Source organism: Ralstonia sp. GX3-BWBA (assembly GCF_003290055.1).
Classification (GTDB): domain Bacteria; phylum Pseudomonadota; class Gammaproteobacteria; order Burkholderiales; family Burkholderiaceae; genus Ralstonia; species Ralstonia holmesii.
On record NZ_QMKS01000009.1, the window covers coordinates 1,180,384 to 1,192,384 of the forward strand.

Annotated in this window: 12 protein-coding genes; 8 read left to right on the forward strand and 4 right to left on the reverse strand. The window is 65.9% G+C overall.

Annotated elements, in window-relative coordinates; genetic code table 11:
* Window positions 1-13: 13 nt before the first annotated feature.
* The gene (locus tag DOD19_RS13120; protein WP_024976685.1) at window positions 14-646 is read left to right on the forward strand and encodes a c-type cytochrome; all 633 of its coding nucleotides are present in this window, start codon (window positions 14-16) and stop codon (window positions 644-646) included.
* A 111-nt stretch (window positions 647-757) separates the two neighbouring features.
* Here the strand turns inward: DOD19_RS13120 and DOD19_RS13125 are convergent, their stop codons facing one another.
* Both DOD19_RS13125 and DOD19_RS13130 read right to left on the reverse strand, forming a co-directional pair.
* Window positions 758-1,591 (reverse strand): hypothetical protein, encoded by an 834-nt coding sequence (locus DOD19_RS13125; RefSeq protein WP_024976686.1) that lies wholly within the window; start codon window positions 1,589-1,591, stop codon window positions 758-760.
* Window positions 1,592-1,744: 153 nt separating this feature from the next.
* Window positions 1,745-2,326, reverse strand: a complete 582-nt coding sequence (locus DOD19_RS13130) for an SEL1-like repeat protein (protein ID WP_024976687.1) — start codon at window positions 2,324-2,326, stop codon at window positions 1,745-1,747.
* Window positions 2,327-2,655: 329 nt separating this feature from the next.
* On the opposite strand from DOD19_RS13130, the gene DOD19_RS13135 reads away from it, so the two are divergent.
* A complete protein-coding gene (locus DOD19_RS13135) occupies window positions 2,656-3,234 on the forward strand; it encodes a TetR/AcrR family transcriptional regulator (protein ID WP_112185907.1) in 579 nt (192 codons plus the stop codon).
* Between the two features lie 16 nt (window positions 3,235-3,250).
* Here the strand turns inward: DOD19_RS13135 and DOD19_RS13140 are convergent, their stop codons facing one another.
* On the reverse strand, window positions 3,251-4,021 hold the full coding sequence (locus DOD19_RS13140; RefSeq protein ID WP_024976689.1) for a glycosyltransferase family 2 protein: 771 nt from the start codon (window positions 4,019-4,021) through the stop codon (window positions 3,251-3,253).
* A 54-nt stretch (window positions 4,022-4,075) separates the two neighbouring features.
* Window positions 4,076-4,336 carry a phosphopantetheine-binding protein gene (locus DOD19_RS13145; protein ID WP_092973370.1) on the reverse strand — a complete coding sequence of 87 codons (261 nt, stop codon included), beginning with the start codon at window positions 4,334-4,336 and terminating at the stop codon, window positions 4,076-4,078.
* Window positions 4,337-4,748: 412 nt separating this feature from the next.
* On the opposite strand from DOD19_RS13145, the gene DOD19_RS13150 reads away from it, so the two are divergent.
* From DOD19_RS13150 to DOD19_RS13175, 6 genes are read left to right on the forward strand one after another with little or no spacing between them, the layout of a single operon-like run.
* Window positions 4,749-5,423 (forward strand): membrane protein, encoded by a 675-nt coding sequence (locus DOD19_RS13150; RefSeq protein WP_024976690.1) that lies wholly within the window; start codon window positions 4,749-4,751, stop codon window positions 5,421-5,423.
* Window positions 5,424-5,449: 26 nt separating this feature from the next.
* Window positions 5,450-7,147: an AMP-binding protein gene (locus DOD19_RS13155; RefSeq protein ID WP_112185909.1), complete on the forward strand. Its 1,698-nt coding sequence runs from the start codon at window positions 5,450-5,452 to the stop codon at window positions 7,145-7,147.
* Complete coding sequence (locus DOD19_RS13160) at window positions 7,144-8,106, forward strand: acyl-CoA synthetase (protein ID WP_112185910.1); 963 nt, start codon at window positions 7,144-7,146, stop codon at window positions 8,104-8,106. Before DOD19_RS13155 ends, DOD19_RS13160 begins: the two co-directional genes overlap by 4 nt.
* Complete coding sequence (locus tag DOD19_RS13165; RefSeq protein ID WP_024976693.1) at window positions 8,103-8,699, forward strand: outer membrane lipoprotein carrier protein LolA; 597 nt, start codon at window positions 8,103-8,105, stop codon at window positions 8,697-8,699. Before DOD19_RS13160 ends, DOD19_RS13165 begins: the two co-directional genes overlap by 4 nt.
* A 13-nt stretch (window positions 8,700-8,712) precedes the next feature.
* Window positions 8,713-11,133 carry an MMPL family transporter gene (locus DOD19_RS13170; RefSeq protein WP_112185912.1) on the forward strand — a complete coding sequence of 807 codons (2,421 nt, stop codon included), beginning with the start codon at window positions 8,713-8,715 and terminating at the stop codon, window positions 11,131-11,133.
* Window positions 11,130-11,993, forward strand: a complete 864-nt coding sequence (locus DOD19_RS13175; RefSeq protein ID WP_112185914.1) for a polysaccharide deacetylase family protein — start codon at window positions 11,130-11,132, stop codon at window positions 11,991-11,993. The genes DOD19_RS13170 and DOD19_RS13175 overlap by 4 nt, the downstream gene beginning before the upstream one ends.
* Window positions 11,994-12,001 lie beyond the last annotated feature (8 nt).

The window sequence follows — 12,001 nt, forward strand, 5'->3', positions numbered from 1 at the left end:
TGCGGGAACGCGAGTGTGCCCATACGACAACGCCGTCTCTCAGGACGTAACGTCAAGCCACGTCAGGCGTCTCGCGCGTCGCAGCCGAGGGACGGGCGCAACCGCGTTTCCGGAGTACCGATCGCGCAGCGGTGCGGTCATCTCGCTGCAACAGCGCGTGAATGATTGCTTCCAGCGGTCGATGAACGGCAAGCCCATCGCCTTCGATGGCGAAGACATGAACGCCATCCTCGCCTACATGAAATGGCTCTCCAGCGGCGTACCCGTGGGCACCAACGTGACAGGACGCGGTTTCGAAAAGATCGACACGTCGCTCGCGCCTAACCGCGAGAACGGCAAGGCCGTCTACGCCCAGCGCTGCGCAGCCTGCCATGGCGCCGAAGGCCAGGGGCTGCCCAACCCGCAAGGTGGTTACCTGATGCCCCCGTTGTGGGGCAAGGATTCGTTCAACGTGGGTGCGGGCATGGCTCGCATGTACACCGCCGCTGCCTTTGTGAAGCACAACATGCCCCTGGGCCAGGGCGGCACGTTGACCGCGCAAGAGGCAGTGGACGTGGCCGCCTTCTTTACCCAGCAGCCGCGCCCCGACTATGCCGCGCGCGCCAAGGACTGGCCCAAGGGCGACAAGCCGAAAGACGCGCGCTGAGCGCCGCCTGCCTCAAAAGCAAAAAGCCTGCGACGCAACCGCCGCAGGCTTTTTTGCTCTCGCACCTCGGGGCGCTGAATGCCCTTTCAGTGCTGGTCCGGTTCAGCCCGATCAGTTGACCTTGAGCTGACCGCCACGACCCAGGCCGCCCTTGACGTCCTGCGCCTTGTAGCTACGCAGTGCAACAACCATCTTGTTCCACGCGTCGATAAAGGCGACCACCGTGGCCTTGCCTTCCGGCGTGCTGGAGAAACCTGCCAGACCGCCGCCCACGCCACCGCCAAAGCCGGCCAGCACCGCACCGTAGTTCGTCGCGGTTGAGCTGCCTTCGGCGGCTGCGATCTGCACGGCCGAGCGCACGTCGAACAGGGTCAGCGTCACAACCGAAGCCTTCGACTTCACGCTGCCGGCCAACGCGGCGATGGCGCTGTTGCCCAGCAGGCCGCCCACGGCACCCGCCACACCGCCGATCGGCGAGTCGTTGATGATGATCTGCGGCTCCATGTAGTAGTCAGCCGCCACGCGCTGACCCTTCTGCTGCTTCGAGCCGGCACGGTATTCACCGGAGTTGCGCTGCAGATCGGTGATGCGCGACAGGCGTGCGTCGGTCTTCTGGTTGCCGATCGACGTGATCACGAAGCAGTTCGATTGCTGCACAGCCATGCGCAGCAGCGGATCGATGGTCGTCACCTTGGTGGCGCTGCCGAACTGGCCGTACCAGTCTGCGTTGCGGCCATCATCCATCGCGATGGTGCCCAGCGGCGAGGCACAGCGCTCGAGCGTCGGGTCTGCACCCACGCTGGAGCCGCCGGCCGCCGCACCGCTCACGCCGGCGTTCTGGCCGCCCGGCGTCACCATGCCGCCGCCTGCGCACGCAGCCAGGGAAGAGATGATCAGTGCTACGCCTGCGGCCCTGGCAGTGCGGCTGAGAAGATTGGTTTTCATATTGTTGTGTGGCTCACATTGAGTCGATGTTCGGCTTATGCGTCCTGCGACTCAATAAGCCCCCCTTGATCAGGCGTGCGAGGTGTGCAACAGGTTTCCCCCCTCCCCGAACTGCCTTGAAACGCTTTGAAACGGATGACTGCGGCGCCTCTCTCAGTACCAGTACCAGCTCGTCTGGCGCCAGACGCCGAGGTACGGATAACCCGAATACCAATAGCCGTAGTAAGTGGTGCGCCATTGCGCGCGCCACTTGTAGTCGTCTTCATCGGATTTCTTGGCGGCGCGTGCTTGCTCAAGCAGCTTCTTCGATTCCTTGTCGCCACGGCTCACGGCAATCGAGAGCCATTTTTCGGCTTCGCGCGGGTCGGAGCCCATCTCTTCCAACCCGAACAGGTAGAACGCGCCAAGTGCCTTTTGCGCCTGCAAATTGCCATGCTCGGCAGCCTCGCGCATCCAGTTCAGTGCCTGGTAGCTGTCCTGGCGGACGCCGTCGCCGCGGAAATAGCGCAGACCCAGGTCGTAGGCGGCCTTGGGCTCTCGCTTGGCAACTTCCTTGAGGGCGGTAATGCGCGGATCTTCGTCAGGGATATTCGCCTGGTCAAACGCCACTTGGGCTTTCGGCCGATCGGCACAGCCGCGGTCGTCACATACCCGTACCACATCGCTGGGTGGCTGCGGCTGGGCACACGCTGCCAGCAGTGACACGACTCCCAACATCAGCAAACGATTCCGCATTCGCCTGACCCTTTCTTTTATTGTTGCTGTTGATCGAGAGAAACTCCGCTGACAGCCAGGTCGGTGCCGGTCGTTTGTGCGATCCCGTTCGCAAGACCGGCGCCGCCAGATCGGCTGCACAACGCTTTCTCTTCCGCGCCCCCGCAGGATTTGCGGGCACATGATATAGATCGGTCTACTTTAGCTTGAAGCGTGTGCCGTTGTGTTATCAAAGCGTAAAGCTGACGTGGCAACAACACCGTGCGACTGAGTGTGCTCGGGGCGAGTCCCCCAAGGTCGCAACAAGGGGCCGATGCTAAGATGCGGCCCAGCAATGAGGAGAGGTAGCAATGCGCGCAAGCAAGCGCCAACAGGTGGTGGACAAGGCCAGTGAGCTGTTTTCCAAGCACGGCTTTCACCCCGTGGGCGTCGATTGGATCATCGACGAGTCCGGCGTCGCTCGCATGACGCTGTACCGGCACTTTGCCGGCAAGGAAGATCTGATCAAGGAAGTGCTGGAGCAGCGCTATACCTACGTCATGGGCAGCATTGCCGAAAAGCTCAGCCCCCTGCCCGACGCCACCGCCCGCCTCAAGGGCATCTTCGAGTGGTACGGCACGTGGTTCCGCACTCCCGAATTTGCGGGCTGCCTGTTCGAGCGCGCGCTTGCGGAGTTTGGCGCCACCTGCCCCAAGGTGACCGACGTGGCGGTACGCTACCGCGACGATCTGCTCGCAATGATGGAAACGCTGCTCAGGGATGTGGTGCCCGCCAGTACGGCGCGGCAGCTTGCGGGCGTGTACGTGATGCTGCTATCGGGTGCCACGGCCGATGCGCGCACGATGGGCGATCCGTCCGCCGCGTCACAGGCCTGGCACGCCGCAGAAACCCTTCTGAACCAGGCCAGGGCCGCCACCGAAGCTGCCTGAACCCGGCCGCCGCAAGCTACCAGCCGCGCTGCACCCGCCGCGCAATCATCGAGGGCAAGCGCAGCATGCCCTCAGCCGCCAGGCGTAGATGCATCCCGACCAGCAGGATGTTGTCGCGCAGATACCGGAAATGCGACACGCCGCCCTCGTGCGCGCGGAAGTAGCGCACCGGCGCCGCCAGCCGGATCGGACGCACACCGGCCCAGCACAGGCGCACGGCCGCTTCCGGGTCGAAATCGAAACCGCGCATCCAAGTCTGCCGGCGCATGATCTCGGCCAGCGGCGCAATCGGATAGACGCGAAAACCGAACAACGTATCGCCAATACCGGCCCACAGCGTTTCGATATCCGCGCAGCCATTGGACAGGCGCCGACCGTGCACGCGCATCTGCGGCGCCGTTGCGTCGAACACCGGCTGGCCGAGGATCATCGCGTCGGGCGCAGCCTGCGAGGCCGCCATGAATTCGGGGATTAGGTTGGCAGGATGCTGCCCATCGGCGTCCATGGTCAGCACGTAGGTGAAGCCCGCCGCGGCAGCAGCTTCCAGCCCGGCCAGCACAGCCACGCCCTTGCCGCGATTGCGCGGCAGCACGATCACGCGCAGCCCCGGGTCTTGCGCGGCCATGGCCTGCAGGCGTTCGGTGCTGCCGTCGGTGCTGCCGTCGGCCACCACCCAGACCGGGTTCCACTGCGCGCGCGCAGTGCGCACGGTGTCGTCAACCTTGGGGCCAGGGTTGTAGCTTGGAATCAGAACGAGGTGCGAAGTGGAAGCGCCGGTCATCGGCATGGCGTCGGTCCGGCCAAACGTTGAAAGCGGAATGCGTCGGGCGCTGGCGCGAGCCTATCGCGTGCGGTGTTCTGCCACGTAGGCTGCGAGCGAGCCCAGCGAGGCGAAGATCTTCTGGTTGTCGGGATCGCCCGAGCGCAGCTCGAAGCCGTATTTCTTGGAGATCAGCAGCGCAACTTCGAGGATATCGATGGAATCGAGCCCGAACCCTTCGCCATACAGCGGTGTGTCGGCGGTCAGGGTATCGAGTTGAATGTCTTCGAGATTCAGTTCGCCGATCATGAGCGCGGCGAGCTCTTTTTCCAGGTCGTTCATCGGTCTTGCAACCACAGGCGGCGTGCAGCGGGGATTGCGGCCAGAGCCAACGACGTTCTCCTTGCCCGAAGCCCCTGCCTTGTCCAGCCCAGCCTGTGAAAGGGGGTCGTTTAAGCTACGCGGATTCTAGACGAAGGGTTACACCCCGTATAGCGCGAAACCGTGACAAAGACCGCATGTCTCGGCGTCTGCCCGAAGTGACGCAAACGATTCACCGGCTTGTGTGGCGCCGCAAAGCGGCAATGGGCGCCGTGGCAGCGCCGGCCGGGCCCCGTACATCCGGTTACAAACAGGCCGCTGCCGGATCGGGCGAGACAGGCTCGGGGCCCTAGAATGTGCTCCGCCCTACGATGAAACTGCCCGCCTCACCGACGATAACCATGCAGTGCCGCTCCTCCCACCCTGCCCTGCCATGCAGCGACTGACCAGCTTTGCGCGGGGCGCAGCCGGCGTGGGTGCGGTCGTGGCGTATCAGATCGGTGCGCATTACGCAGCGGCAACACCGGGCGCGCATGGCATGGGCTTGGCGATGGCTTTGGTGCCGCCGTTGGCCGTCGCGCTGGCCGCGGCCACACGTTCCACGCATCGTGCATGGCTGCTGCCGCTGTGGCTGCTCGTCTGCGGAGTGCTGTGGATGGCGCGCGCACCGCTGGCCGCGCATTTTGACTGGGGCCTGTACCTCGAACATGCAAGCTTCAACCTGATGATGGCCTACGTGTTCGGCCGCACGCTGGTAGCGGGGCGAGAGCCGCTGTGCACGCGCTTTGCCCACATGGTGCACGGCACGCTCACGCCGCGCATTGCGCGTTATTCGCGGCAGGTCACGCTGGCATGGACGCTGTTTTTCCTGGCAACCGCCATCGTATCCACCCTGCTGTTTGCCACGGCATCGACCGTAACGTGGTCGACGTTTGCGAACTACCTGTCGCTGCCGCTGGTGGGCGTGATGTTCGTGGCGGAATACCTCTGCCGGCGCGTCGTGCTGCGCGGCGAGCCGCACTCCAGCCTGTTCGATGCGGTACGCGCATATCGACAATCGGAACAATCAGGGCACTCCATACCCGTCGCCACAGAGCGCTCCCGCTGAACCCACACGCTCTCACGATTTGCTTCATGCCGACTTACCCGCTGGTCTCCCATCCAACACTCGACCACACGCTGGCCTGGCGTGACGGCGCGCCCGTCTCCGTACGTGCGTTCCTGGCCGATGTGATGGCGCTGGCCACGATGCTGCCGCCGGGCGATCACGTGTTCAACGCCTGTTCAGACCGTTACCGCTTTGCCGTCGCGCTGTGTGCGACGCTGGTGGCCGGCAAAGTCAGCCTGCTGCCGCCCATGCAGACGCCGCAGATGGTGCGTCAGCTTTCGGTGTTTGCGCCCGAAGTGTTCTGCCTGCACGATGCGGCCGCCTGCCCCGTCGACCTGCCGGGCTTCCGTTATCCCGATGCGTTGACAGCCGACACAACGCTCATCGACGTGCCGCAGATCGACGCGTCGCAAGTCATGGCGGTGTTGTTCACCTCTGGATCAACCGGCACGCCGGTGCCGCATCGCAAAACGTGGGGCGCACTGGTGCGCTGCATGCGCACGGCAGTCGCGCACCTTGGCCTGGACGGCGGGCGCGCCTTCACGCTGGTCGGCACCGTACCACCGCAGCACATGTACGGCTTTGAGGTGACGGTACTGCTCGCGCTGCAGGGCGGTCTGGCCTTCAGCAACCAGCTGCCGTTCTATCCGGCGGACATTCGCGAAGCGTTGCTGGCCGTGCCGCAGCCGCGCGTGCTGGTGACCTCGCCGGTGCATCTGCGGGCGCTGCTGGCATCGGAACCCGCGTTGCCAAGCGCATCGCTCGTTCTGTCGGCCACTGCGCCGCTGTCGCAAACACTGGCGCAGGCGGCCGAGACGCGCCTGTCCGCTCCGCTCCTGGAAATCTACGGCAGCACCGAAACCGGCCAGGTCGCGACGCGCCGTACCGCACAGGAAACCGCGTGGCATCTGTACCCCGATGTCCGCATGGAATCGCGCTCCGGCACGCCGGAAGACGACGGCCCAACGGTGTGGGTCCAGGGCGGGCACGTCGAAACCGCGGTGCCGATGGGCGATGCGATTGAGCTGATAGACGAGGCACATTTTCTGCTGCACGGCCGCAAGGCCGATCTGATCAACATTGCCGGCAAGCGGTCTTCGCTGGCGTATCTGAATCATCAGCTCAACGCGATTGCGGGTGTGGAAGACGGCGTGTTCTACATGCCGGACGATGCGTCCGCCGCCCCGCATACGCACGGCAGCGCCGCAGTCACGCGCCTGGTGGCACTCGTTGTGGCGCCGAGCCTTAGCGCGGCGGACGTACTGCGCGCCCTGCATGAGCGCATCGATGCAGCGTTCCTGCCACGCCCGCTGCTGCTGGTAGACGCGCTGCCGCGCAACGAAACCGGCAAACTGGCGCGCGATGTGCTGGCCGCGCTGGTCGCACAACATTCGCACCGTAACGCACACAAGCCCGACATGCACTTCACCATTCCCGCTGATCACCCGGCGCTGCCGGGGCACTTTCCCGGCCACCCGATCGTGCCGGGTGTGGTGCTGCTTGACCACGCGCTCCACACGATCGGTGCCGCGCTGGGCCGCTCGCTTGATGCTTGCAAGATCAGCTCGGCCAAGTTTCTCAGCCCTGCGGCACCCGGGGAGTTGCTCGACCTCGCGTTCGAGACGACGGCGAGCAACGCCGTCCGCTTCACGATCCGCGCGGGCGAGCGCGACGTGGCCAGCGGCGTGCTGTCCGCTTCAGCGCCGGAGGGCGTTGCTGCATGAAACGCACCGACTGGGCCGAGCATCCGGAGCGCAGCAACCTCGCGCTGCTGCGCGTGATGACGTGGCTCTCGCTGCGGCTTGGGCGGCCGTTCGGCCGGGTTCTGCTGTGGCTGATTGCGGTGTACTTCGTGGCGGCCTCTCCGGCGGCGCGGCGTGCTTCGCGTGACTATCTGCGCCGCGCGCTCGGCCGGCCAGCCACGCTGCGCGACGTGTTCCGCCACATGTTCACCTTCGGCACGACCATCCATGACCGCATTTATCTGATCAGCGGGCGCTTCGATCTGTTCGACGTCGAGTTGCAGGGCCAGCAGCACATACACGACGTGCTGGCGCAGGGGCGCGGTGCATTCCTGCTGGGCGCGCACCTGGGCAGCTTCGAGGTGGTGCGCGCGCTCGGCCGTACGGTGCCCAACCTGCGCGTGGCCGTCGCCATGTATGAAGAGAACGCCCGCAACATCAACGCCGCGGTTGCCGCCATCAACCCGGCGGCGGCGCCGGAGGTCATTCCGCTGGGGCGCGTAGACGCAATGCTGCACGTGCGCGAGGCGCTGGACGACAACCGGCTCGTCGGCATGCTGGCCGATCGCACGCTGTTGCGCGATGCGGGGCCATCAATCCAGCGCAGGGATTTTCTCGGCAGCCCGGCAGCGTTTCCGCTCGGGCCGCTGCACATGGCCGCCATGCTGAAGCGCCCCGTGCTCTTCATGACGGGGCTGCACCTGGGCGGCAATCGCTACGCCGTGCATTTCGATCCGTTGGCGGACTTCACCGATGTGCGCCGCGAAGATCGCGCCGCCGCCGTGCAAGCCGCGCTCGGCCGCTATGTGGAACGCGTCGAACATTACTGCCGCACCGCGCCGTACAACTGGTTCAATTACTTCGACTTCTGGCAGGATGCCGACGCGGCCGGCGCGCAGAATCACACCCCTGCCGAGCGCCAGACCACCCAAACGCCATGACTGCAACGCGCCCCTTCCTACGCGCCCTTCTGGCCCTGCTCGCAGCCAGCATGTTGGCCGCGACCGCCCACGCCGCGGATACCGTCTGGACGCTCGACCGCCTGATGTCCACGCTTGCACGCAACAAGTCGGGGCGCGCGACATTCACGGAAACGAAGACGCTGTCGATTGCGGCACAGCCGATCGAATCGTCCGGCGAGTTGGTGTTCGTGGCGCCCGATCATCTGGAAAAGCACACGCTGGCTCCCAAGCCAGAACACCTCGTGATTGACGGCGACAAGCTGACCGTGGAGCGCAACCAGCGCAAGTTCACGATGCCGCTGTCGCAATACCCGGAGCTGGGCGCCTTCATCGAAAGCATCCGCGCCACGCTGGCCGGCAACCGCTACGCGCTCGAAGCGATTTACAAGGTCGCCATCGCTGGCCACGGCGATGACTGGACGCTCACCCTTTCGCCCATCGACACGCGCATGCAGCAGGTGGTCCACACCATCACGCTGGAGGGCACGCGCGATGTCCTGCGCAGCGTCGCCATCCGCCAGGCCGATGGCGATCATTCTCTGATGCGCCTTCAACGCGTGCCGGGCAACTAAGGACGCCGCGCACATGAAACGCTTGCACGCCCTGCGACGGCCCGCTCTGCTGGTTTGGTTGACCGGACTGCTGCTGTGCGCGATCGTGATCGGGCGCACAAGCTTTACAGCGGACCTGTCGGCGTTTCTTCCGCGCTCGCCGAGTGCCGAGCAACGCGTGCTGGTCGACCAGTTGCGCGAGGGGCTGGTGTCACGGCTCATCCTCGTCGGGATCGAGGGGAGTGACGCAGCCACCCGCGCCACGCTGTCGAAGCAGCTCGCCGCCACGCTGCGCACCGACCCGCAGTTCAGCGCCGTCAACAACGGCGAGCCCGTGAGCGAAGCGCGCGACCGGCAGTTCGTCTTCGACCACCGCTACGTGCTCAGCCCCGCTGTCACGCCGCAGCGCTTTTCCGCAGAAGGTCTGCACGCGGCGCTGGGCGAGAGCCTGGACCTGCTCAGTTCGTCAGCCGGGCTGTTTGCCAAGAACATGCTGCCGCGCGACCCGACCGGCGAGGTGGCGGCACTCGTCAGCCAGTTCGACAACACCGCGCTGCCGTCGTCCATGCATGGCGTGTGGGCGTCGCGCGATGGCCAGCGTGCTGTGCTGGTCGTGCAGACAACGGCCGCCGGCTCTGACACCGACGCTCAGGCGCGTGCCATCGACACCGTGCACCGCGCGTTCGATGCGGTTGCACGCACGGTGCCGAACGCCGCATCGGCGCGCATCCTGCTGACCGGCCCGGGCGTGTTCTCCGTCGAGTCGCGCGACACCATCAAGCACGACGTCGAGCGGCTTTCCACAGTCAGCCTCGTGCTCGTGGTGGCGCTGCTGCTGACGGTGTACCGCTCGCCGCGCACGGTGGCGCTGGGATTGCTGCCGGTGCTGTCCGGCGTGGCGGCCGGCGTGGCAGCGGTCAGCCTCACGTTTGGGGCCGTGCACGGGCTCACGCTCGGGTTCGGCACCACGCTCATCGGCGAGGCGGTCGACTATTCGATCTACCTCTTCGTGCAATCTGCCCGCCTGCGTGGCGCCACCCCCAACGACAGCCTGCGAGCATGGATCAACACGTACTGGCCGACCATCCGCCTGGGTGTGCTGACCTCGGTATGCGGCTTTGCGTCGATGCTGTTCTCGGGCTTTCCGGGGCTCGTGCAGTTGGGGCTGTATTCGATTGTGGGGTTGGTGACAGCGGCACTTGTCACGCGCTACGTGTTGCCGCATCTGCGTGGTGCAGACGTGGCGACGCGGGACGTATCGCGCGTGGGGACGTGGCTCGCACAGGCCACGCATGCTGCACCGCGTCTGCGCTGGGTGTTGGCGGTGGTGCTCGTCGGTGCATGTGCGGCGCTGGTGCTGCATCGCGATGACCTGTGGAGCCGCGAACTCGCTGCGCTGAGCCCCGTACCCGCGAAGAGCCAAGCACTCGACGCCAGCCTGCGTGCAGACGTGGGGGCGCCCGACGTGCGCTATCTGGTGGTGATTCCGGCCGCAACCGAACAGGCCGTGCTTGAAGGCGCCGAGAAGGTCGCCGCGCAACTGCAACCGCTGGTGGACAACGGCGTGCTCGCTGGCTTCGAGAACCCCGCGCGCTATCTGCCGAGCGATGCCACGCAGCGCGCTCGCCTGGCAAGCCTGCCCGCCGCTGATGCACTGGCTGCACGCATGCGCGGCGCCGTTGAAGATCAGCCGATCCGCGTGAAGCCTGATCTCTTCGCCCCGTTCATCGCCGATGTGGATGCAGCACGCGCGCAGCCCCTCTTGCGGCGCGCAGACCTGAAAGGCACATCGATGGCATTGGCGGTGGAGGCACTGCTGACGGAACACGCCGGCCAATGGAGCGCCATGCTGCCATTGCGCGCACCGTCAGGCGCGCCGGCCACCACCAAAATTGCATCCAATCCGTCCAGCCTGGATGCCGCCCCGATTCGCGCCGCCGTCGAGCATGCGAGCGTACCCGGCGCGCTCTTCGTCGACATGAAGGCCGAGGCTGATCGGCTGTATGTGAACTACGTGCGGGAAGACCTTCGCCTGTCGCTGGCCGGTTTTGGGGCGATCGCGTTGCTGCTGCTCGTGGCGCTGCGCTCTCCGCAGCGGACCCTCCGCGCGTTGGCGCCCCTGGTGGCGGCGGTGCTGGTGGTGACGGCCGGCTTTGCGCTGGCACGCGTGCCGCTGACCATCCTGCATCTGGTGGGCATGCTGCTGATCGTGGCGGTGGGATCGAACTACGCGCTGTTCTTCAATCAACGCACGCAGGCCATTGCGCCGCAGACGCTGGTGTCACTGCTGGTGGCGAATTTGGCGACGGTGGCCGGCTTCGGCCTGCTGGCATTCTCGCGGGTGCCGATGTTGGAAACATTCGGGCTGACCGTCGGGCCGGGCGCCATGCTTGCGCTGGTGTTTGCCGCCATCCTCGCGCCACGCGCCAATCACGATCAGCACCCAGCCGCATGAACTCATCGATCACCACACCGCCTGGCAACGCCCGCCGCTGGAAGCCGACACCGCTGATCAGCGGCGCGCTCGCGCTGCATGCCGGCGCGGCGGTTGCCGTTGCGACCGCCCCATCGACATGGCCATGGGCGGGCGGCAGCGTCATCGCCTCGCATCTGGTGCTGATGGCGGGTGGACTGTGGCCGCGCAGCGCGTGGCTCGGCCCGAACTGGACGCATCTGCCCGCCACCGCCGGCCGGCAGATCGCGTTGACCATCGACGACGGCCCTGACCCCGATGTCACACCGCGCGTGCTGGATGTGCTTGACCTGTACGGTGTCAAGGCCACCTTCTTCTGCATCGGCGAATTGGCGCAGCGGCACCCGCGCTGCGTCGAGGCCATCGTCGCGCGCGGGCACGCGGTGGAAAACCACAGTCAGCGCCATCGGCATACGTTCTCGCTGCAGGCGCCGGGCGCGTTGCGGCGCGAGATCGCTGCCGCGCAGGACACGCTCGCGCAGATCACCGGCATGCGCCCGCTGTTCTTTCGAGCGCCGGCCGGACTGCGCAATCCGTTTCTCGAACCGGTGCTGTGTCAGCTTGGCCTGCAGTTGGCGAGCTGGACGCGCCGCGGCTTCGATACCCGCTCGCGCAATGCCGACGCTATCGCCCAGCGCCTGCTGCACGGTCTGGCGCCACAAGACATCCTGCTGCTCCACGATGGCCATGCGGCGCGCGATGCGCACGGCACGCCCATCATATTGGCCGTATTGCCGAAGGTGCTCGAAGCCGCCGCCCGCGCGCAATTGCAGTGGACGACGTTGCGTGCGGCCCTTGCGCCGGAGCCCCCGCAGGCCACCCGCCCGCAACGGGTCATTTGATAAAATTT